General features: G+C 63.5%; 23 protein-coding genes. 11 read left to right on the forward strand and 12 right to left on the reverse strand.

Annotated features, from left to right (window positions below; all coding sequences use genetic code 11):
* The first annotated feature begins 49 nt into the window (after positions 1-49).
* Genes NOF55_RS07220 through NOF55_RS07235 form a run of 4 tightly spaced genes read left to right on the forward strand, consistent with a single transcriptional unit; the run spans position 50 to position 3,528 of the window.
* Complete coding sequence (locus tag NOF55_RS07220) at positions 50-940, forward strand: metal ABC transporter substrate-binding protein (RefSeq protein ID WP_306410664.1); 891 nt, start codon at positions 50-52, stop codon at positions 938-940.
* Positions 937-1,836, forward strand: coding sequence for a manganese/iron ABC transporter ATP-binding protein (locus tag NOF55_RS07225; protein WP_306410665.1), 900 nt, complete (start codon positions 937-939; stop codon positions 1,834-1,836). The genes NOF55_RS07220 and NOF55_RS07225 overlap by 4 nt, the downstream gene beginning before the upstream one ends.
* Complete coding sequence (locus NOF55_RS07230; RefSeq protein ID WP_306410667.1) at positions 1,820-2,680, forward strand: metal ABC transporter permease; 861 nt, start codon at positions 1,820-1,822, stop codon at positions 2,678-2,680. The genes NOF55_RS07225 and NOF55_RS07230 overlap by 17 nt, the downstream gene beginning before the upstream one ends.
* Positions 2,677-3,528: a metal ABC transporter permease gene (locus tag NOF55_RS07235; RefSeq protein WP_306410668.1), complete on the forward strand. Its 852-nt coding sequence runs from the start codon at positions 2,677-2,679 to the stop codon at positions 3,526-3,528. Before NOF55_RS07230 ends, NOF55_RS07235 begins: the two co-directional genes overlap by 4 nt.
* Before the next feature lie 10 nt (positions 3,529-3,538).
* Here the strand turns inward: NOF55_RS07235 and NOF55_RS07240 are convergent, their stop codons facing one another.
* The 3 genes from NOF55_RS07240 to NOF55_RS07250 are packed head-to-tail and all read right to left on the reverse strand — an operon-like array spanning position 3,539 to position 6,087.
* Positions 3,539-4,150: a DUF1345 domain-containing protein gene (locus NOF55_RS07240; RefSeq protein WP_306410669.1), complete on the reverse strand. Its 612-nt coding sequence runs from the start codon at positions 4,148-4,150 to the stop codon at positions 3,539-3,541.
* 44 nt (positions 4,151-4,194) lie between these two features.
* Entirely contained in the window at positions 4,195-5,151 is a 957-nt protein-coding gene (tal, locus tag NOF55_RS07245; RefSeq protein WP_306410670.1) for a transaldolase, read from the reverse strand.
* Between the two features lie 60 nt (positions 5,152-5,211).
* On the reverse strand, positions 5,212-6,087 hold the full coding sequence (locus NOF55_RS07250) for a methylated-DNA--[protein]-cysteine S-methyltransferase (RefSeq protein ID WP_306410671.1): 876 nt from the start codon (positions 6,085-6,087) through the stop codon (positions 5,212-5,214).
* 99 nt (positions 6,088-6,186) lie between these two features.
* Here NOF55_RS07250 and nth point away from each other — a divergent pair, with 99 nt between their 5' ends.
* Positions 6,187-6,918, forward strand: a complete 732-nt coding sequence (nth, locus tag NOF55_RS07255) for an endonuclease III (protein WP_306410672.1) — start codon at positions 6,187-6,189, stop codon at positions 6,916-6,918.
* A gap of 5 nt (positions 6,919-6,923) precedes the next feature.
* On the opposite strand, the gene NOF55_RS07260 is transcribed toward nth, so the two are convergent.
* On the reverse strand, positions 6,924-7,646 hold the full coding sequence (locus tag NOF55_RS07260; protein ID WP_306410673.1) for a sulfate transporter family protein: 723 nt from the start codon (positions 7,644-7,646) through the stop codon (positions 6,924-6,926).
* 217 nt (positions 7,647-7,863) lie between these two features.
* Here NOF55_RS07260 and NOF55_RS07265 point away from each other — a divergent pair, with 217 nt between their 5' ends.
* The gene (locus NOF55_RS07265; RefSeq protein ID WP_306410674.1) at positions 7,864-8,244 is read left to right on the forward strand and encodes a GFA family protein; all 381 of its coding nucleotides are present in this window, start codon (positions 7,864-7,866) and stop codon (positions 8,242-8,244) included.
* A gap of 37 nt (positions 8,245-8,281) precedes the next feature.
* Here the strand turns inward: NOF55_RS07265 and NOF55_RS07270 are convergent, their stop codons facing one another.
* Both NOF55_RS07270 and NOF55_RS07275 read right to left on the reverse strand, forming a co-directional pair.
* Positions 8,282-10,141: an ABC transporter ATP-binding protein gene (locus NOF55_RS07270; RefSeq protein WP_306410675.1), complete on the reverse strand. Its 1,860-nt coding sequence runs from the start codon at positions 10,139-10,141 to the stop codon at positions 8,282-8,284.
* 39 nt (positions 10,142-10,180) lie between these two features.
* Complete coding sequence (locus NOF55_RS07275; protein WP_306410676.1) at positions 10,181-11,344, reverse strand: M20 aminoacylase family protein; 1,164 nt, start codon at positions 11,342-11,344, stop codon at positions 10,181-10,183.
* A gap of 422 nt (positions 11,345-11,766) precedes the next feature.
* Here NOF55_RS07275 and NOF55_RS07280 point away from each other — a divergent pair, with 422 nt between their 5' ends.
* From NOF55_RS07280 to NOF55_RS07290, 3 genes are all read left to right on the forward strand, one after another.
* Complete coding sequence (locus tag NOF55_RS07280; RefSeq protein ID WP_306410677.1) at positions 11,767-13,473, forward strand: peptide ABC transporter substrate-binding protein; 1,707 nt, start codon at positions 11,767-11,769, stop codon at positions 13,471-13,473.
* 75 nt (positions 13,474-13,548) lie between these two features.
* Positions 13,549-14,562 carry an ABC transporter permease gene (locus NOF55_RS07285; RefSeq protein ID WP_306410678.1) on the forward strand — a complete coding sequence of 338 codons (1,014 nt, stop codon included), beginning with the start codon at positions 13,549-13,551 and terminating at the stop codon, positions 14,560-14,562.
* Positions 14,555-15,481: an ABC transporter permease gene (locus NOF55_RS07290; RefSeq protein ID WP_306410679.1), complete on the forward strand. Its 927-nt coding sequence runs from the start codon at positions 14,555-14,557 to the stop codon at positions 15,479-15,481. The genes NOF55_RS07285 and NOF55_RS07290 overlap by 8 nt, the downstream gene beginning before the upstream one ends.
* A 65-nt stretch (positions 15,482-15,546) precedes the next feature.
* Here the strand turns inward: NOF55_RS07290 and NOF55_RS07295 are convergent, their stop codons facing one another.
* The 3 genes from NOF55_RS07295 to NOF55_RS07305 form a co-directional block, all read right to left on the reverse strand.
* Positions 15,547-16,500, reverse strand: a complete 954-nt coding sequence (locus tag NOF55_RS07295; protein WP_306410680.1) for a sensor histidine kinase — start codon at positions 16,498-16,500, stop codon at positions 15,547-15,549.
* 163 nt (positions 16,501-16,663) lie between these two features.
* Positions 16,664-16,828 (reverse strand): DUF1328 domain-containing protein, encoded by a 165-nt coding sequence (locus tag NOF55_RS07300; protein WP_306410681.1) that lies wholly within the window; start codon positions 16,826-16,828, stop codon positions 16,664-16,666.
* Positions 16,829-16,896: 68 nt separating this feature from the next.
* Complete coding sequence (locus NOF55_RS07305; RefSeq protein WP_306410682.1) at positions 16,897-17,694, reverse strand: response regulator; 798 nt, start codon at positions 17,692-17,694, stop codon at positions 16,897-16,899.
* Positions 17,695-17,822: 128 nt separating this feature from the next.
* Here NOF55_RS07305 and NOF55_RS07310 point away from each other — a divergent pair, with 128 nt between their 5' ends.
* Together NOF55_RS07310 and NOF55_RS07315 are read left to right on the forward strand one after the other, a co-directional pair.
* Entirely contained in the window at positions 17,823-18,035 is a 213-nt protein-coding gene (locus NOF55_RS07310; RefSeq protein ID WP_370868957.1) for a NepR family anti-sigma factor, read from the forward strand.
* Positions 18,032-18,601: an RNA polymerase sigma factor gene (locus NOF55_RS07315; protein WP_306410683.1), complete on the forward strand. Its 570-nt coding sequence runs from the start codon at positions 18,032-18,034 to the stop codon at positions 18,599-18,601. Before NOF55_RS07310 ends, NOF55_RS07315 begins: the two co-directional genes overlap by 4 nt.
* Before the next feature lie 111 nt (positions 18,602-18,712).
* Here the strand turns inward: NOF55_RS07315 and NOF55_RS07320 are convergent, their stop codons facing one another.
* The 3 genes from NOF55_RS07320 to NOF55_RS07330 all read right to left on the reverse strand — a co-directional run bounded on the left by NOF55_RS07320 (position 18,713) and on the right by NOF55_RS07330 (position 21,083).
* A complete protein-coding gene (locus tag NOF55_RS07320; RefSeq protein ID WP_306410684.1) occupies positions 18,713-19,081 on the reverse strand; it encodes a hypothetical protein in 369 nt (122 codons plus the stop codon).
* An 80-nt stretch (positions 19,082-19,161) separates the two neighbouring features.
* Entirely contained in the window at positions 19,162-19,482 is a 321-nt protein-coding gene (locus NOF55_RS07325) for an ElaB/YgaM/YqjD family protein (protein ID WP_306410685.1), read from the reverse strand.
* Positions 19,483-19,688: 206 nt separating this feature from the next.
* The gene (locus tag NOF55_RS07330) at positions 19,689-21,083 is read right to left on the reverse strand and encodes an amidase (RefSeq protein ID WP_306410686.1); all 1,395 of its coding nucleotides are present in this window, start codon (positions 21,081-21,083) and stop codon (positions 19,689-19,691) included.
* Between the last annotated feature and the right edge of the window lie 50 nt (positions 21,084-21,133).

Genomic DNA, 21,133 nt, shown 5'->3' on the forward strand with positions numbered 1-21,133 from the left:
ACCCAATTCTTAATGGTGAATTGTTTGCAACACAGATTGTCCTGCCCCGATGCTCATCAAGTCCGCACTGACGCTTCTCGCCTTCGCCGCCCTCGTCGCCGCCTCGCCGGCGGCGGCGAAGGACAGGCCCAAGGTCGTGACGACCTTCACGGTCATCGCCGACATGGCCCGCAACGTCGCAGGCGACCTGGCAACGGTGGAAAGCATCACGAGGCCGGGCGCGGAAATCCATGACTACCAACCGACGCCGCGCGACATCATGCGCGCCCGTGACGCCGACCTCGTCCTGCGCAACGGTTTGAACCTCGAAAGCTGGTTCGAGAAATTCCTCGTCAATCTGGGCGACGTGCCGAGCGTCACCGTTTCCGAGGGCGTCGTTCCGATCGCCATCGGCGGCGGCGCCTATGACGGCAAGCCCAACCCGCATGCCTGGATGTCGCCGGATTCGGCGCTGATCTACGTCGCCAACATCGAGAAGGCGCTGGCATCCCTCGACCCCGACAACGCCGCGGCCTACGCCGCCAATGCCGCCGCCTATTCCGAGAAGATAAGGGAGGCCCTCGAACCCGCCCGCGAACGGATCGCCGCGCTTCCGCCCGAGCGCCGCTGGCTGGTGACGAGCGAGGGCGCCTTTTCCTATCTCGCCCGCGATTTCGGCCTCCGGGAGCTTTATCTCTGGCCGGTGAACGCCGACCAGCAGGGCACGCCGCAGCAGGTGCGCCACGTCATCGACACGATCCGCGCCGAAAAGATCGGCACCGTCTTTTCGGAAAGCACGATCTCGCCGGAGCCCGCAAAGGAAATTGCCCGCGAGACCGGCGCGTATTACGGCGGCGTCCTCTACGTGGATTCGCTCAGCGATCCGGACGGTCCCGTTCCCACCTATCTCGACCTTCTGGGCGTGACCGCCGCCACCATCGCGGAGGGCCTGGCCCGATGATGATGATGGGAAAGCGCCGCGGCTCCGGCATCATCGTGGAGAACGTGACCGTCACCTACCGCAACGGCCACACCGCCCTGCGCAATGCCAGCTTCACCATGCCGCGCGGCTCGATCGCGGCGCTGATCGGCGTCAACGGCGCGGGAAAATCGACCCTGTTCAAGGCAATCATGGGCTTTCTGCCGCTTGCGTCCGGCACCATCTCCATTCTTGACATGCCGGCCAAAAAGGCGCTCGCCCGCAACCTCGTCGCCTATGTGCCGCAGGCGGAGGAAGTGGACTGGAACTTCCCGATCCTCGTCGAGGACGTGGTGATGATGGGCCGCTACGGCCACATGAATTTCCTGCGCATCCCCTCGCGCCGCGACCGCAGGATCGTCGACGAAGCCCTCGCCCGCGTCAACATGAGCGATTTCCGCACGCGCCAGATCGGCGAGCTTTCCGGCGGCCAGAAGAAGCGCGTCTTCCTCGCCCGCGCGCTGGCACAGGAAAGTGCCGTCATCCTGCTCGACGAGCCCTTCACCGGCGTGGACCTGACGACGGAGGAGCAGATCGTCGACCTTCTCGGCGAGCTGCGCCGCGAAGGCAAGGTCATGCTGGTTTCCACCCACGATCTCGGCAGCGTGCCGCATTTCTGCGATTACTCGGTTTTCGTGAAGGGCACGGTGATCGCCTTCGGGCCGACCGAAACCACCTTCACGGAAGCCAATCTGGAAGCGGCGTTCGGCGGCGCGCTGCGGCACTTCGTTCTCGGCGGCCAGGAGTTGCACGACGACGAGGACCCGCGCCGCGTGAAGGTCATCACCGACGACGAGCGCCCCTTCGTGCTCTACGGCGGCGAACGGTTGAAGGCGAAGACGGAAGAAAAGGACAAGGGCGATGGAAACGCTTCTTGAGCCCTTCGCCTATGGCTACATGGTGAACGCCATGTCCGTCAGCGCGCTGACCGGCGCGGTCTGCGGCTTTCTCTCGGCCTATCTCATGCTGAAGGGCTGGTCGCTGATCGGCGACGCGCTGTCCCACTCCATCGTGCCCGGCGTCGCCGGCGCCTATATGCTCGGCCTGCCGCTGGCCCTCGGCGCCTTCGCCTCGGGCGGCCTCGCCGCCGCCTTCATGCTTTACCTGTCCAGCCGCACGAAATTGAAGGAGGATGCCATCATCGGCATGATCTTCACCTCCTTCTTCGGCCTCGGCCTGTTCATGATCTCCGTCTCGCCGGTGTCGATCAGCATCCAGACCATCGTCATGGGCAATGTGCTGGCCATCTCGCCGGGCGATACGCTCCAGCTCGTCGTCATCGGCGCCGTCAGCCTGCTGGTCCTGACGCTGAAGTGGAAGGACCTGATGGCGGTCTTCTTCGACGAAACCCACGCCCGCTCCATCGGCCTGAGGCCGGATGCCATGAAGGTGCTGTTCTTTACCCTGCTGTCCGCATCGACCGTCGCGGCCATGCAGACGGTCGGAGCCTTCCTCGTGGTCGCGATGGTGGTGACGCCGGGCGCGACGGCCTATCTGCTGACCGACCGTTTCGGCCGCCTGATAGGACTGTCGCTCCTCATCGGCGCCGTCACCAGCTTCGCCGGAGCCTATCTCAGCTTCTTCCTCGACGGTGCGACGGGCGGCGTCATCGTGGTGATGCAGACGCTGCTGTTCCTCCTAGCCTTCGTCTTCGCCCCCCGCCACGGAATGCTGGCAAGCCGCGCCCGGGCGAAAGCCGGCGGCAAAAGCGAGGCCGCATGAGCGAGACCCTCTCCCTGCTTCTCCTGCCGTTGCAGGTGGATTTCATGCGCAACGCCTTCATCGTCACGATGGCGATTGCCCTGCCGATGGCGCTCCTGTCCTGCTATCTGGTGCTGAAGGGCTGGTCGCTGATGGGAGACGCGGTTTCCCATGCCGTGCTGCCGGGCGTGGTGCTTGCCTATGCCGCCGGCCTGCCGCTGTCGCTCGGCGCCTTCGCGGCCGGCATGGTCTGCGCACTGTCGGCGGGTTTCATCAGGAGCAACAGCCGTGTGAAGGAGGATACCGTGCTCGGCATCGTCTTCTCCGGCATGTTCGGCCTCGGCATCGTCCTGATCGTCAAGGTGCCGAGCGACGTGCATCTGACCCATATCCTGTTCGGCGACATGCTGGGCATCGCTCCCGCCGACATGACGGAAGCGCTGGCGATCGCCGCCGCCGCCACGGTGTTCCTGCTCGTGCTGCGCAAGGACCTGATGGTGCACGCCTTCGATCCGCACCACGCCCATGCCATAGGCCTTCGGGTCGGCCTGCTGCATTACGGCCTTCTGACGGTGCTTTCGCTGACCGTCGTCGGGGCGCTGGCCGCCGTCGGCATCATTCTGGCCATCGCGCTGCTCGTCGCGCCGGGCGCAATCGCCTTCCTCGTCGCGCGCACCTTCCGCGGCATGCTGCTGATCGCCGCGGGCGCCACCCTGTCGGCCGTGTTTACCGGCATCTATCTCAGCTTCTTCATCGACAGCGCCCCCGCCCCGACCATCGTCCTCGTCATGAGCGGCCTGTTCGTTCTGGCCTTCATCCGCAGCCGCATCGTGGCGCATCGCGCGGCGAAGCGGCTGGCGGCAAGCTGAGCCTCTGCCCTCATATCAGGCTCACGCCCGCATTGACGGCGAGCGCGAGAATGGTGGTGTTGAAGAGGAACGACAAGATGGCGTGGAAGAACACCAGCCGCCGCATCGGCAGCGAAGAGACCATCACGTCCGCGGTCTGCGCCGCAACGCCGATGGTGAAGGAAAAATAGGCAAAGTCCCAGTATTCCGGCACGGCATGCTCTTCGGGAAAGATCAGGCCGGCGCCAGCGCCATCGCCGGAATAGAAGCGGTGGGCGTAATGCAGCGTGAACAGGGTGTGCAGGAACGCCCACGACAGGAGAACCGTCGTCATGGCGAGCGCCGCGCCCAGCAGCTTTTCGTGCGGCGGGCTTTCCTGTGCGCCCAACAGTTCGAAACCGATGCCGGCGATGCTGGCAAGCGCGGCCACCACCGAAAGGACGAGAATGACGGAATCGGAAAAATCCAGGTCCGCCGCCCGCCGCCGCAGGCCGTCGAGATCGACGGTAATCATCCTGTACCAGGCGACCGCCAGATAGACGAGCGCCGAAAGGTTCCAGACGATCAGCGCATTGGTCGCGCTCCAGCCGGCCGAAAGCAGGGCGATGCCGGCGATGACGCTGGTCAGCAGCGCCATCGCCATGCTCGGATGCCGTCTGACGAAAACGGGAAGCATGGCGGGCCGGGTCAGGCGGAAAGCGCCTCCTTCACCTTGCCGCGCAGCGTACCCAAGTCCTTGGCGAAGGAACGGATGCCCTCGGCCAGCTTTTCGGTCGCCATCGCGTCCTCGTTAAGCGCCCAGCGGAACGCTTTTTCGTCGAGCGAAACGAGCGGCTCCGGCGTCACCGTTTCCGGCGAAAGGGCCCGCACCAGCGGTCCCGTATCCTTGTCGAGTTCCTCCAGCAGCGCCGGTGAGATGGTCAGGCGGTCGCAGCCGGCCAGCGCCTCGATCTCGCCGGCATTGCGGAAGGATGCACCCATCACGACGGTCTCGATGCCGTTCGCCTTGTAGTAATTGTAGATCGAGCGCACCGAAACGACGCCCGGATCGGTTTCCGCCGTATAGGTCTCGCCGGTCGATTTCTTGTACCAGTCGAGAATACGGCCGACGAAGGGCGAGATGAGGAACGCGCCGGCCTCGGCGCAGGCAATGGCCTGGGCCTTGGAGAAGAGCAGCGTCAGATTGCAGTCGATTCCTTCCTTCTGGAGGACTTCCGCGGCACGGATGCCCTCCCAGGTGGAGGCAAGCTTGATCAGGATATGCTCGCGGCCGATCCCGCGCGCCTGATAGGCGGCGATGATGTCGCGCGCCTTGGCGACGGACGCCGCCGTATCGAAGGAAAGATCGGCATCGACCTCGGTCGAGACCCGGCCCGGCACGAGCGCCGCCAGCGCCGCCCCGACGGAAATGGCCAGACGGTCGGCAACGGCGGCGGCCACCGCATCGGCGGAACCGCCCTGGCTCCTGCCCCACTTCACCGCTTCGGCGAAAGCGTCGTCGAAGGCCGGCGTCGACAGCGCCTTGAGGACGATGGTGGGGTTGGTGGTGCAATCCACCGGCTTCAGGCGGGCGACGGCTTCGATATCGCCGGTGTCGGCGACGACGGTCGTGATCGCGCGGAGCTGGTCGAGCTTGGATGTCATGGGGACTTACCTCGGTTCTCGGTATTCAGACGCCGACTATCGCCATCCACCCGGCTGCCGTCAAGAAATTTGGGCCGCCTCCCAGCCCAGCATGGCCCGCTTGCGCGTCAGCCCCCAGTGATAGCCGGTCAGGGCGCCGCTCTTTCCAAGGGCGCGGTGGCAGGGCACGACGAAGGAGATCGGATTGCGACCGACGGCCGCCCCCACCGCGCGGCTCGCACTCGGCTGGCCGATATCGTGGGCGAGGTCGGAATAGGTCACGGCCCTGCCAAGCGGGATCTTCAGGAGGCTCTCCCACACCCGGACCTGAAAATCCGTGCCGATGAGCACCACGCGCAACGGCTGTTCGCCGGACCATTTTTCCGGATCGAAGATACGCGACGCGTAAGGGGCGGTTGCGGCACTGTCCTCGACATAACGCGCGTTCGGCCAGCGCCCTGCCATATCCTCGAAACAGGGTTTCTCCTCGCCGGCATCGGCGAAGGCGAGCCCCGCCAGTCCGCGCTCGGTGATCATCACCAGCGCCAGGCCGAAGGGCGAGGGATGGAAGCCGTAGCGGATCGTCAGTCCCTCGCCCCGCGCCTTCCATTCGCCGGGCGACATCGCCTCATGGGTGACGAACAGGTCGTGCAGGCGGCCGGGGCCGGACAGCCCCACTTCCAGCGCCGTTTCGAGCAGCGGCAGGCGCTCCTGCCCCAGGAGACGCTTGGCATGATCGAGCGTCACGGCCTGAAGAAAGGCTTTCGGCGAAAGGCCGGCCCAGCGGGTGAAAACCTTCTGCAACTGCGTCGGCGATTGTCCGAGCCGCGCGGCGATGGTTTCCAGCGACGGCTGGTCGCGGTAATCGTTGGTGATCGTCTCGATCACCCGGCGCACGGTCTCGTAGTCACCGCCGTCCGGCGTGATGTCGGTCAAGGATGCGGCATTGACAAGCATCGTCATTCTCCCTTTGTAGCGATAGACCATCACGACGCGCGCGGCTTTACCACCCGATTCTTGCGCTCCTGCCCGCCTGCACACAGCCGAAGCCAGACCATGCCGACAAAGCCCATCCCGATCGCCCCCCGCAAGCGCAAACCGAAATCGCTCTACAGCGAGGCGGAGCTGCGCGAGATCTTCCGCCGCTTTTCGGTGCAGCGGCCGGAGCCGAAGGGCGAACTCGCCCACACCAATCCCTTCACGCTGCTCGTCGCCGTCGCGCTTTCCGCGCAGGCGACCGACGTCGGCGTCAACAAGGCGACGAAGGAACTGTTCAAGGTGGCCGATACGCCGGAAAAGATGCTGGCGCTCGGCGAGGACAGGCTGCGCGACTATATCAGGACAATCGGCCTTTACCGCAACAAGGCGAAGAACGTGATCGCGCTGTCGCAAAAGCTGATTACCGATTTCAACGGCAAGGTTCCGAAGACCCGCGAGGAACTCGTCACGCTTCCCGGCGTCGGCCGCAAGACCGCCAATGTCGTCATGTCGATGGCCTTCGGCATTCCCACGCTTGCCGTCGACACCCATATTTTCCGCATCGCCAACCGGCTCTGTCTCGCCCCGGGGAAAACCCCGGACGCGGTCGAGCACGCGCTGCTCGAGATCATCCCGAAGGACTATCTCTACCACGCCCACCACTGGCTGATCCTGCACGGGCGCTACTGTTGCAAGGCGCGCAAGCCGGAATGCGAGAAATGCGTGATCGCCGACCTGTGCAAGTCGCCGGAAAAGACCTGCGACATTCCCGCGCCGCTGGTCGAGCTGCCGCAGCAGATCATCGGCTAGGGGGTTTAGGGAACGACGCCGGCCACCACCGTTTCGCGCTTCATCAACCGCTTGTGCAGATGCACCATCAGCCCGGCGGCGAACAGCGGCGTCAAAAGGTTGACGATGGGAATTGCGAGGAACGCCGCGATCACAAGGCCCGCGGTGAAGACAATGGCGCTGTGCTTCGCCCGGAACTCCCGCGCCTCGGCCGGGGATCGGAACCGCATGGCGGCGAATTCGAAGAATTCCCGCCCGAGCAGATAGCCGTTCACCAGAAAGAAGGCGAGGATGTTGATGCCGGGAACCAGAAGCAGCAACAGAGCGATGATATTCCCGACGATGACGACGCCGAGGAACTTCGCCGATGCCAGCAGCGCCTCGCCGAGCGGCATCGCCCGGCCCGGCGCGTCTTCGGGATAGTCGCGCTTTTCGATCACCTCTGCCACATCGTCGAGGAAGATGCCGGCCACCAGCGCCGTGACCGGCGCGACCAGTAGCGCCAGCGCCAATGCCAGCCCGAGGCTGGCGAAGATGGCGACGACGAAGCCGAGCCACCCGGCCCAGTCCGGCAGATCGGGAATGAAGGCCTGAAGCCAGGGCAAGGCGAGATAGACGAACATCTCTCGCAACGCGATCCACAGCGCGACGAGAGCCAGCAGCGTCAGCCCCAGAGACTTCCAGAAGGCCGACCGCGTTTCAGGTGCAAGAAGATTGACGAGGGCAAGCCTGGCCGAATCGAAAATCATGGGTCGCTCTCCGGATCATCGTGCCCCTGATTTAGGGTGGACGGCTCTCCGCGGCAAGGCATGCCGGCAAAAGCCTCTTCCCCGACGAGCGCGCAGGAAATAGGCTTGCTCCCGACACTCAAGGCACGCCGCAGGCAATCGTCCGGCGGCAGCGGCGAAAATCGCCTGCAAGGAAACAGGGGGCAAACCGCTCCGCCGAACCGAACGGGAAACGCCCATGCACGAAGGATCCTGCCTCTGCGGTGCCGTCAGGTTTCGGGTCGAAGGCGAATTGCCTTCCCCGAACGCCTGCCACTGTTCGAAATGCCGCAAACATTCCGGCCACTGCTTCGTATCGACCGAGGTGGCGAAGAACGCCCTCACGGTCGAGGGCGGCGAGCATGTTACATGGTATCGCTCCGCGGAAAAGGTGAGGCGGGGCTTCTGTTCGGCCTGCGGATCGTCGCTGTTCTTCGACCCGCCACACCGCGACTGGATCGCCATCGCGATGGGCGCCTTCGACGGCCCGACCGGGACACGCATGAACCTGCACATCTTCGTGGCCGACAAGGGCGACTATTACGATATCGCGGACGGCCTGCCGCAGAACGCGCAGTAGTCTTGCGCTTCCCCCGCGGGCCGGCGACGAAGCCGGCTCAGGCTGCGAGCGCGGCTTCCTCCTCCGTCACCTGCACGAGATGCCCCGGCGAAACCTCGATATAGGACCGCTTGGGCGGCACATAACCGACCGGGCGGACCGGGCTTCTGATCTCGTCGGTCGAAAGATTGCGTCGTATGTGCCGGCGCGCCGGATCGGGCACGGGCACCGCCGCCATCAGCTTGCGCGTATAGGGGTGCCTCGGATTTTCGAACAGCGCCTCGCGCGGGCCGATCTCGACGATCTCGCCGAGATACATCACCGCGACGCGATGGCTGACGCGCTCGACGACGGCCATGTCGTGGGAAATGAACAGGAAGGCGAGGTTCAGACTTTCCTGCAAGTCCATCAGCAGGTTGCAGACCTGCGCCTTGATGGAGACGTCGAGGGCGGAGACCGCCTCGTCGGCGACGATCACCTTGGGGTCGAGGATCAGCGAGCGGGCGATGCAGATGCGCTGGCGCTGGCCGCCCGAGAATTCATGCGGATAGCGCTTCATCATGTCGGGCGACAGCCCGACCTTGACCAGAAGATCGGCGGCCTTCTCCCGCGCATCGGCTTTCGAGCCGAGGCCATGCTCGACGAACGGCTCCATGACCGCCGAGCCGATCGTCATGCGCGGGTTGAGACTGGCGAACGGGTCCTGGAAGATCATCTGGATCGACCGGCGCATGGCGCGCAGGTCCGGCTTGGCCAGCGACAGCACGTTGTAGCCGTCGAGCGTCACCGACCCGCTGGTCGGCTCGATCAGCCGGGTGATCGAACGGCCGGTCGTCGACTTGCCGCAACCCGATTCGCCCACCAGCGACAGCGTTTCCCCCTCCGCCAGCTGGAAGGACACATCCTCGACGGCATGGACGGCACCCGACTGGCGGCCGAAAAGGCCGGAGCGGATGGCAAACCGCGTCGTGAGATTCTTCACGTCGAGGATCGGCGTCTGTCCGGGATGCACCGTATCGGCCACGGGCTTCGCCTCGCTCGTCGCGCCGGTTGCGACATCGACGATCGGAAAACGCAAGGGCCATTTCTGGCCCTTCATCGAGCCGAGCTTCGGCACGGCGGCAAGCAGCGCCCGGGTATAGGGATGCTGGCCGCGGTTGAAGATGTCATCGGTCGTGCCGGTTTCCACGACATCGCCCCGGAACATGACGATGGTCCGGTCGGCCACCTCGGCCACCACACCCATGTCGTGAGTGATGAAGAGGACCGACATGCCCTCCTCTTCCTGCAATTGCTTGATGAGGTCGAGAATCTGGCCCTGGATCGTCACGTCGAGCGCCGTGGTCGGCTCGTCGGCGATCAGCAGTTTCGGCCGGGAGGCCAGCGCCATCGCGATCATCACGCGCTGGCGCATGCCGCCGGAGAACTGGTGCGGATATTCGTCGAATCGCCCCCTGGCGTTCGGAATGCGCACCTTCTCCAGAAGCCGCAGCACCTCTGCCTTGGCATCCCGGAAGCTGATGTCGCTATGGCAGGTGAGCGCTTCGGCGATCTGCTTGCCGATCGGGAAGATCGGGTTCAGCGAGGTCATCGGCTCCTGGAAGATCATCGAGATGTCCTTGCCGCGAACATGGCGCATCTCTTCTTCCGACAGGGAAAGGATATCCTTGCCGGCAAGCGTCACCTTCCCCTCGATCCGGCTCGAATTCTTCTGAAGCAGCCGCATGATCGAAAGCGACGTCACGCTCTTGCCCGAGCCCGATTCGCCGACAATGGCGACCGTTTCCCTCGGCGCCACGTCGAAACTCATATCACGGACTACGCTCTTCCAGCCGTCGCCGACGCGGAAGGATGTGGTGAGCCCCTTTACCGAGAGAACGGGGCTGGCTGCCCCGTTGCCGATCGTTTCAGACGCCATCTTTTCCCCTCTTGTCAAATTCTTGTGAAATGGCGGCGGTCAGGCGGCCAGCGCGGTTTCGGCCAGCGTGACCCAGTAGCTGATGCCGTAGGGAATCGCCTCGTCGTTGAAGTCGTAGGACGAATGGTGCAGCACCGCCGTGTCGCCGTTGCCGAGGAAGAGGAAGGCGCCGGGCCGTTCCTCGAGCATGTAGGAGAAATCCTCCGCGCCCATCACCGGCGGCGCGTTGTCGTTGACGGCGGGATCGCCGGCCACCTTGCGGGCGACGCCGATGGCGAAGTCCGTCTGCTCGGCATGATTGAACGTCACCGGATAGCCGCGCACGTAGTTGACGGCTGCCGTCGCGCCGCACAGCGAGGCGGCGGCGCTCGCCACTTCCGCCATGCGCTTTTCGGCGAAATCGCGGGTTTCCGGCAGCAGCGTCCGCACGGTTCCGGTCAGCCGCACCGCGTTCGGGATGACATTGTAGGCATCGCCGCCGTGGGTGGTCGTCACCGTGATCACCAGCGAATGCAGGGGATCGGTCTCGCGCGAGACGATGCTCTGGAGCGCGACGATCACATGGGCCGAGGCCAGCACCGGATCGATGGTGGTGTGCGGCGCCGAGGCGTGGCCGCCGCGGCCGGTGACGATGATCTCGAACGTGTCGGACGCCGCCATGACCGGGCCGGGGCGCGAGCGGAACGCGCCGACCGGAAGCCCCGGCGAATTGTGCATGCCGTAGACTTCCTTGATGCCGTAATTGCGCATCAGGCCGTCGTTGATCATGGCCTTGGCGCCGGCGCCGCCCTCTTCGGCGGGCTGGAAGATCAGGGCGACGGATCCCTTGAAATTGCGGGTTTCGGCGAGATATTTGGCCGCGCCCAGAAGCATGGCAGTATGGCCGTCATGGCCGCAGGAATGGGCCTTGCCCGGATTTTTCGAAGCCCAGGGCTTGCCGCTGGTTTCCGTGATCGGCAGCGCATCCATGTCGGCGCGCATGCCGATGGTCGGACCATCGCCCAGCCGCCCCTTGATGATCGCGACGACGCCCGATCGCCCGATCCCGGTATCGAGCCGGTCCACGCCGAACTCGGCCAGGCGCTCGGCGACGAAGCGCGACGTTTCCGTCAGATCGTAGAGCAATTCCGGCGTTTCGTGCAGCTTGCGGCGCCAGCCGGCAACTTCTTCCTGCATTTCGTTCACGCGGTTCAGAATGGGCATGTGGGGCACTCTCCGGGCATCAATCTTAAATGGCGAAGGCAGGATATTGGGATGGATTTCAAACGTTTTGCAAGCGGCAATTTTCCGCCTTGAACGAAAAATAGGCCTATGCTTAGATGGCATAAATTTTCGGCATTGTGACCGCGTTGGCTGAGATGCCAACTTTGCGCATTCTATGCGCTCACCTCCAGAAAATGGGCAAAATTTCTGCAAAAACAACAACTTGACAAGACTATACATTTGCGGAAAGTTCTCGGCGCGCATTCCCGCCACGTCTGCGGCATGCGCGTGCAAGAGGGTATAACGGCGGAAATCCGGGAGCGTGCGACGCCTCCGCTTCCAACGTGACAAAAACATTCGGTGTCGGGAGGGCGCATCCTGCGGGACGGGCCTTCGCGGACTTCGCTTTCAAGGGGAAAACAATGAAAAAATTCACCATCTTTCTGGCAAGCACCGCGGCGGCACTCACGCTCGCCACGACTGCCGCAAAGGCGGAACGGGGTGCTGACGGTGAGGTCAAGGTCCTCTACTGGCAGGCCATCTCCATCCTGAACCCGTTCCTGTCCGGCGGCACCAAGGATGTCCACGGCTCCTCGCTGGTGATCGAGCCGCTCGCCCGCTATGATGAAACCGGCCAGATGGTGCCGTGGCTGGTCACGGAAATCCCGACCGTCGAAAACGGCGGCGTCGCGGAGGACCTGAAGTCCATCACCTGGAAGATCACGCCGGACCTGAAGTGGTCGGACGGCACGGATTTCACGGCGGAGGACGTCGTTTTCACCTGGCAATATTGCACGGCGCCGGACGGCGGCTGCCAGCAGGCTGCCAAGTTCACCGACGTCACCAACGTCGAGGCCGTCGATCCGCTGACGGTCAAGGTGACGTTCGGCGTGCCCAAGCCCTTCCCCTACGGCCCGTTCGTCGGCGCCGAATCGCCGATCATCCAGAAGGCGCAGTTCCAGGATTGCGTCGGCGCCAAGGCTCCGGAATGCACCTCGGCCAACTTCGGCCCGCACGGCACCGGCCCCTATGTCGTATCCGATTTCAAGGCCAACGACGTCGTCGTCTATGAGGCCAACCCGCACTACCGCTTCGCCGACAAGCCGGCCTTCGGCAAGGTCACGATCAAGGGCGGCGGCGACGCTGCCGCTGCGGCCCGTGCCGTGCTGGAAACCGGCGAGTTCGACTATGCCTGGAACCTCCAGATCGAGCCGGAAATCCTCGAACAGATGGTGGCCGCCGGCAGGGGCACCGTCGTTTCCGCCTTCGGCACACAGGTCGAACGCATCGAGGTCAATCACTATGCCGTCGATCCGTCGCTCGGCGACAAGCGCTCGACCAAGGAAGCCGGCCCGCACCCGGCGCTCTCCGATCCGGCCGTGCGCAAGGCGCTCTCGCTCGCCATCGATCGCGAGATCGTCGTCGAGGCGGGCTACGGCGCTGCCGGCAAGCCGACCTGCAACATCCTGCCCGCTCCGGAAATCTATGCCTCGACCGGCGCCGACTGGTGCCTGACGCAGAATCTCGAAGAGGCCAACAAGCTGCTCGACGATGCCGGCTGGGAGAAGGGCTCCGACGGTGTCCGCGCGAAGGACGGCGTGAAGCTCTCCTTCCTGTTCCAGACCTCGACCAACTCGGTCCGCCAGGGCACGCAGGCGCTCGTCAAGGACTGGTGGCAGCAGATCGGCGTCGAATCCGAACTGCGCAACGTTTCGGCCTCGGTCTTCTTCGGCGGCGACCCGGCCAGCCCGGATACCTTCCAGAAGTTCTACGCGGACCTGGAAATGTATACCAACAACTTCCCCGGTACCGACCCGGAAGCCTATATGAGCGGCTGGCTGTGCAGCCGCATTCCCGGCCCGGAAAACGGCTGGCGCGGCGAAAACATTCCGCGCTATTGCAGCAGCGAATACGATGCGCTCGTTGGCGAACTCTCGCAGACGGCCGAGCTTGAGAAACGCGCCGAAATCGCCAAGAAGCTCAACGATCTCCTGAGCAATGACGGCGCGCTCATCCCGCTCGTCCACCGCGGCGAAAGCTCCGCCCACATCAACTCGCTCGAAGGCGTGCGCCTGAACGCCTGGGATTCCCACCTGTGGAACATCGCTGACTGGTCCCGCAAGAAGTAAGATGCCGTATGCCGGGCCCGTCAAGCGACGGGTCCGGCATTTCTGCATTCAGATTTTGCCGATCAGGAGGCGTCCATGTTCCACTACACGCTGCGCCGGCTGTTCTTTGCAATACCGACGCTGTTGGTCATCAGCTTCATCATCTTCGCGCTGCTTGACCTTGCCCCCAACGACCCGACCGGCGACCTGCCGCTGACCATCCCTCCGGAGGTCCGCCAGCAGATCCGCGAGTCCCTGGGCCTCGACCAGCCCTTCTTCATTCGATACCTGAAGTGGCTGCAACAATTCTTCGTCAACGAACCCCTCAACATCATCGAGCGGATGACTGGCTGGCAGATCGGCAACTCCGCCGAGCGTCTGCGGGTCCGTTCCTGGGCCACCCGCTCGCCCGTCGTCGATCTCATCGTCGAGCGCATGCCGCAGACCCTGTGGGTGGTCGGCATGTCCTATCTGCTCGCCGTCATCATCTCCATCCCGATCGGCGTCATCTCCGCCTACAAGCAATATTCGATCTTCGACCAGCTCGGCACGTTCATCTCGATGATCGGCTTTTCCGTGCCCACCTTCTTCACGGGCGTGGTCCTGATCGTCGTCTTCAGCTCCTGGCTGCAATGGTTTCCGTCGATCTACGACACCAACCACCGCGTCACGGACTGGTCGAGCTTCGTGGTCCAGATCAAGCAGATGACGCTGCCCGTGCTGGTTCTCACGCTCTACAACACCTCGCAGATCAGCCGCTTCGTCCGCGCCTCGATGCTCGACAACCTGAATCAGGACTACGTCCGGACCGCCCGTGCCAAGGGCGTGAAGGAAAATGTCATCCTGCTGGTCCATGTGTTGCGCAACAGCCTGATCCCGGTCGTCACCGTGATCGCGCTCGGCGTACCGACGATCTTTTCCGGCGCGATCATCACCGAGCAGATTTTCCGTGTGAACGGTCTCGGGCAACTGCTGATCATCGCCGTCCAGGGTGCGGACATTCCTCTCGTGCAAACCCTGACCTTCATCTTTGCCGTGCTGATCGTGCTGTTCAACCTGATTGCCGACGTTCTCTATGGCATTCTCGACCCGAGGATCCGCTATGACTGAAGCAATGGCCACCACCGCCGTCGCGGCGCCCCTCACCCAGCCGCCGCGTTCGCTGACCCGGGAAATCTGGGGACAGTTCATGAAGCACAAGGGCGGGCTCGTCGGCCTCATCGTCTTCGTGCTCATCCTGCTCGCCGTCTTCCTCGGGCCGTACATCCACACCATCGACCCGAACAGGATCGACATCCGGGCAAGGAACCAGGGCATGACCTGGGCCCATCCGCTCGGCACGGACAATCTCGGCAAGGACATGCTGGCGCAAATTCTCGCCGGCGGGCGCATTTCGCTCGCTGTCGGCATCACCGCCATGCTGCTGTCGCTGGTTCTCGGAACGCTGGTCGGCGTCATCTCCGGCTACATCAAGAAGCTGGACGGGCCGCTGATGCGCGTCACGGACCTGTTTCTCGCCCTGCCGCTGCTGCCGCTGCTGCTCGTCATCATCATGCTGTTCCGCGATACACTGCGCGCGGCCTTCGGGCCGGAGACCGGCATTTTCATCCTGATCGTTTTCGTCATCGGCATAACGAGCTGGATGCACACCGCCCGCATCGTGCGCGGCGACGTGCTGGCGGTCAAAAGCCAGGAGTTCATCCTTGCCGCCAAATCGAGCGGCATGAAGGAATGGCGTGTGGTGCTGAAGCACATCCTGCCCAACGTCGTCAGCTCCATCATGGTTTCGGCAACGCTCGGCATCGCCTCGGCGATCATCACGGAATCGGCGCTTTCGTTCCTCGGCCTCGGCTTCCCCTCGGACTTCCCGACCTGGGGACGCCTGTTGTTCGACGGTGCGAATTTCCTCCAGATCAACCCGTCCCGCGTCATCTGGCCGGGGCTGGCGATCTCGCTCACCGTGCTCAGCGTCAACTATATCGGCGACGCCGTGCGCGACGCGCTCGATCCGCGCATGCTGAAACGCTGACCCACTCTCCTGAAACGAAAATGGCGGCCCCCGGGCCGCCATTTTCATATCCGCATCCGTCTGTCCTATTCGGCCGGGTCCAGGGGAAAGGAAACCGCATATCGAATGCAGTCGTCGCCGATCACATATTCGGCCGTTCCATTGACCGAGGCCGGCACGACCCGTTCCAGCACCGTGCTGCCGAAATGGTTCTCCCGCTCCTGAAGCGCCTGACGGGCCGATGCCGACAGCATCTCCTTCCAGATCACCTCGATCGTGGTCGTATCCCCGTCCTCGTGACGGCGGCAGGTGATGACGACCGGCTTGCCGTTGACGAGCAGGCCGCCGTGGATGACGGCATTGATCACCAGCTCGTGCAGGGCCAGCCCGATATGCAGCGCCGCATTCGGCGTCAGCAGCATGTCCTCGCCCTCGATCCGGACGAGTTCGCTGTTCTCAGGCAGGTATTTTTCCGTCTGCTGCCGGATGAGCGAGAACAGGCCCGCGCCGCGCCAGCTCGAATCGGTAATCAGGTCCTGGGATTGCGACAATGAATACAGCCGTCCCCGGAATTTTTGCAGGAACAGGTCGAGCGAACGGGAATGCCGCGCCGTCTGGAGGGCGAGGCTCTGGATGATGGCCAGAAGGTTCTTAGAGCGGTGGCTGACTTCCCGCAGCAGGGCCTTGAGGATCCGCTCGCGGTGCCGCTCTTCCGAGCGGTCGACGATCGTCGTCAGATAATGAAGGCCGCCCTCTCCGATGGCGACCGCCTGAAGCCGGAACTCGAAGATCTGTTCGGCACCCGCCATGATCTCGACCACCGTGCGGTCGCCGGCCGCCACCAGCCGGTCCTTGGCGCGGGCCAGCCGGTCGGCGATCTCGGTACCGAAGATGCCGTTCATGTCGGGTTCGCATTCGCGGGACATATCAAGCTGCCACGGCGCCGGTACATTGGCCACGTAATTTATGTCGCCGGCCGGACCTTGGACGATGAAGCACAGTTTGAGATCGATCAGGCCGGGGATGAGGAATTCCCTCATTCTGTCCTGCTTCGCTTCGGGTCTGGTCCAGATCAGCCCCTCTGACATTCGCGATCTCCATTATCAATACACGCATTATCGCGGGTGGAGGATGCGTTGCCATATGCGACGCATCCTCCACCCGCCTGTTTTCGATTAGGAGCCGGATCATGAAGCCCGGGTATTAAACCTTCCTGAACGCGCCTGCGACCACTGAAAGGACGAGCAGGATAAGGAAGACGAAGAACAGGATCTTGGCAATGCCGGCAGCGGCACCGGCGATACCGCCGAAGCCAAGTACGCCCGCGATCAGCGCAACGACCAGAAAGACGAGAGAATAATAAAGCATGGCAACCTCCTTCAGTGATTGTGGAAGGGTAACGTGGTTGCCTTGCTTTCGTTCCGTCCGTTCTCAAATCAGGCAGCTTCGTCCTTGACGGCCTCATTGAAGAAGAGCGCCTGGCTGATGAGCGCCTTCACCATATCCGGGTTGAACGGCTTGGTGACGAGGAAGGCCGGTTCAGGGCGCTCGCCGGTCAGCAGGCGCTCCGGGAAGGCGGTGATGAAGATCACCGGCACGTTGGCGGTCTTGAGAATATCGTTGACCGCATCGATGCCGGAACTGCCGTCGGCAAGCTGGATATCCGCAAGCACCATCTTCGGCTGGCTCTTGGCGAAAAGCGCCACCGCTTCCTTATGCGTGCGCGCGATGCCCGTGACGCGGTGGCCGATATCCTCGACCATCTGCTCGATGTCGAGCGCGATCAGCGGCTCGTCCTCGATGATCAGGATGTCGGTGGCCACCTGGCGGGAGATTTCCTGGGAAGCGTCGTTCAGCAGGGCGCCAGCGCGCTCCGCGTCGACATTGAGGATCTCGCCCATCTCCGCAAGGGAGAAGCCTTCCACGGAAACCAGAAGGAAGGCGTGACGCGCCTGAGTGGGCAGCGCGGCGAGATTGTCGACGGCCTTACGCTCCCATGCGAAAGGCGAGTCCTGGGGAACGATCTCGACATTGACGGAACCGAATAGGGTTACGAAGAGTTTGTAAAGCGAGACACGATCGCTGGAGGCTTCCGGAAAGATGGAAACATCGGCGATCAGGGCCTCGAGCACAGCGGCCACATAGGCGTCCCCCGATGTCTGGGAGCCGGTCACGGCGCGCGCATAACGGCGCAGATAAGGCAAATGGGAGGCAACGCGGGCGGTAAGCGACATGCGAATTCCTTTCAACCGGCATGTGGAGATTCGATATGAAAACGCCGGCTTCGAAAAAAAGTTCCGACGACTGGGAACTTTTTTTGATAACAGACGTTACACCGGGAATTAGAATTGCGGATTCGACGATGACAGAAGCAAGTAAGAAATCTGTACGGACAGCAGAAACAGGGAACGCCGAGGCCAGCCTCTCCGGGCTGGACCCGAACGCGTCAATTTCCCGGAAGCTGCGCGATTATTATGGCGCGATTCAGGAAGAACGCATCCCTGACCGTTTTCTCGACCTGCTTGAACGTCTCGACCAGGCTGAACGCAAAACCCGCACGGCGGATCACCAATGAGCGAAACCAGCGGCACCGAAGAACGCAGCTTCAAGCGCGACCTGCTGGCAACCTTGCCGAACCTTCGCGCCTTTGCCGTCTCGCTGAGCGGCCGGCAGGACCGCGCCGACGATCTCGTTCAGGACACGATCATGAAAGCCTGGGCCAACCAGGCGAGCTTCACGCCCGGCACCAACATGAAGGCGTGGCTCTTCACCATTCTGCGCAACGAATTCTACAGCCAGATGCGCAAGCGCGGCCGCGAGGTGCAGGACACGGACGGCGTATTCTCCGGTACGCTGTCCACGCATCCCGAACAACACGGCCGCATGGACCTCGAGGATTTCAGGCAGGCGCTCGACCGGCTTCCCGAAGACCAGCGCGAAGCCATCCTGCTGGTCGGCGCCGCCGGCTTTGCCTATGAGGAGGCGGCCGACGTCTGCGGCTGCGCCGTCGGCACGATCAAGAGCCGCGTCAGCCGTGCCCGCAACCGTCTCCAGGAGCTGCTGGGCATTTCCGGCGAATCGGATTTCGGCCCGGATGCACAGACCGCCTCCATCACCGCATCCCGCGCTTTCGGCGGATAAAAGAAAAGACACGAAGAAACGAAGAGCCGGCGGTTTCCTTGAAACCGCCGGCTCTTCGTTTCTTTCGTCACCCACGAACTTAACCGGGGGCGACGGAGAATAGAAATTTTGTCAGTTTTTCTTGCGCTTCGATGTCGCGGCAAAGCCGGCGGCAAAGGCGGTCAGCCCCGCCACCAGAACCGAGGCGAACGGATTTCCCCGCGTCAGCACCGGAACGATCCCCATGAGGGAATTGGCGAGATTGCCCGGCCGCAGGGCCTGTTCCTGCGCGATCTGCTCCCGCAGGAGCCGCAGTTCCCGCTCCCGACGGCTGGTCGAAATCGCGACGGCGATGATGACGAGCGCAATCGCCAGCGCCCCGATCGCGATGCTGAGAAGGGCAATGGGCGCTCCCGCAATGTCGGCGAGATAGATGGCCAGCGCCGTCAATCCCGTCACATAGGTCGTCAGCAGAAGCACCGCCGCAATCGCATAGAACACGATGCTCCGGCCCGTTTGACGAGCCAGAGCAGCATAATCCCGCGAAAAGGCGGAAACGATCAGTCGTGGAATATCGGCCATCACGCCCGCCGTGTCAGAAGCGCCAGGAAGAAGCCGATGCCGGCGGCGACGCCGAGGGACTGGAGCGGCTTGGCGCGGATCCGGTCTTCGAGATCGGCCTGCGCCGCGCAGACCTGATCGCGCGCCGCCTCGAAAGCATTGGAGGATGCTTCGGCCACATCGCTGCCGGCCTTGAGGGCGTGCGCCTTCACCTCTTCGGCCTTGCCCGCCGCCAGCGAGGTGATCGTCTCGGTCAGTGCGGAAATATCCTTGCGGATCTGTTCGACCTGCTGTTCGAGGTCCGCCGTCGTCGCGGGTTCGCCGTCCTTGCCAATTGCCATGATGATCTCCTTGTAAGGTCAGATAAGAAACGCCGGTGAGGTATCGAGGTTCCCGCCAGCCTTAGAGATAGCCCAGAAACCAGAGGACGAGAATAATCGGAATCGGAATTCCTACCAGCCACAGAACAATGCCTCTCATAGCGCTTCTCCTTTTCGCTTTCACTCAGGAAAATAAACGCATCAGGAGGCGTCAGGTTCCGAAACCGTCAGGTCGACGGCGGCTCCGGCCAGACTTTTACGCCGCCTCCCCAGCTTTCGTAAAGCCGCGCCAGTTGCAGAACCTGCAAATCGGCGAAGCGGGGGCCGACGATTTGCAGGCCGATGGGCATGCCGGAGGCCGAAAAGCCGCAATTGATCGACGCCGCCGGCTGGTCGGACATGTTCCACGGCACGGTGTAGGCGATATGCTCGAACGGCAGGGCCGGATCGTTGGTCGGCGAAGCCCAGTCGGCGGGATAGGAAACGATGGGGTTCACCGGCGACAGCAGTGCGTCGATCTTCGTGAAGAGAACGCTGGCCGCGCGGCGCATGTCCAGCATGCGGCTGAAGCCGCGCGCCGCCTCGACGCCCGAGACATCCGCCCCGCCCCGGGCCCAATCAAGAATATAGGGCAGGATCGAGGCCTTGCGCTCGTCGGAAAGCCCTTCGATATCGCCCCAGAACTTGGCGCGCCAGAACTTGTCGAGACCGTCGAGCATCTCGCGCGTCAGCACCGGATCGACCGGAATCACCACGGCTCCGGCCTTCTCGAAGCGCCGGGCAGCCTTTTCCACCGCCGCGGCCACCTCGGCGTCGAGCGGCAATCCGCAACCGGGCTCCATCATCAGGCCGATCTTCATGCCGCGCACATTGGCGGCGAGGTCGCTCCAGTCGATATCTTCGGGCGGCAGGCTCGTCGCATCGCGCCAGTCGGGACGCGCCAGCGTGAACATCGACCAGGCTGCATCCTCCACCGTGCGCGCCATCGGGCCGGCGCACCGGCCGGGATAGTACGGATCGACCGGAATGCGGCCCTGGCTGGGCTTGAAGCCGAACAATCCCGTCCAGCCGGCCGGAAGCCGCACCGAGCCGCCGATATCCGTGCCGATATGCAGCGGCCCGAAGCCCGCGGCCCCGGCAGCCGCCGCCCCGGCGCTGGAACCGCCGGGATTTTCCGAAAGCTTCCAGGGATTGCGCGACAGGGGATGGAAGCTGGAAAGCCCCGAGGACAGCATGCCGTAATCCGGGCAGGTGGTCTTGGCGAAAATGACCGCGCCGTCCTCCCGCAGCCGCGCCGCCACCGGCGCATCCTCCGCAGCCGGCACCTTTTCGGTCGCCGCCGTGCCGAGCGGCACCGGCACCCCTTTGGTGGCCACCAGTTCCTTCACCGAGACGGGAATGCCGTCGAGGGGGCCGAGCGGCGCATGGCGCACCCAGCGCTCGGTGGACCGCGCCGCCTGCGCCCGCGCCTCTTCGGGGTCGTAGGCATAAAGCGCCCGCACATGCGGTTCGAAGGCGTCGATGCGCTTTTCGACCGCCTGCCAGTATTCCGAAGGGGAAAGCGTGCCCGCTTCATAGTGCTGCAACAGGTCCTTGATCGAAAGGGAGATGAGATCATTCATGGCAGAGGTCTTCTTTGAAGGTTGGAACGGCGGCGATGGCGGCAAACCCG

The sequence above is a fragment of the Ectorhizobium quercum genome (assembly GCF_026552795.1).
Classification (GTDB): domain Bacteria; phylum Pseudomonadota; class Alphaproteobacteria; order Rhizobiales; family Rhizobiaceae; genus Ectorhizobium; species Ectorhizobium quercum.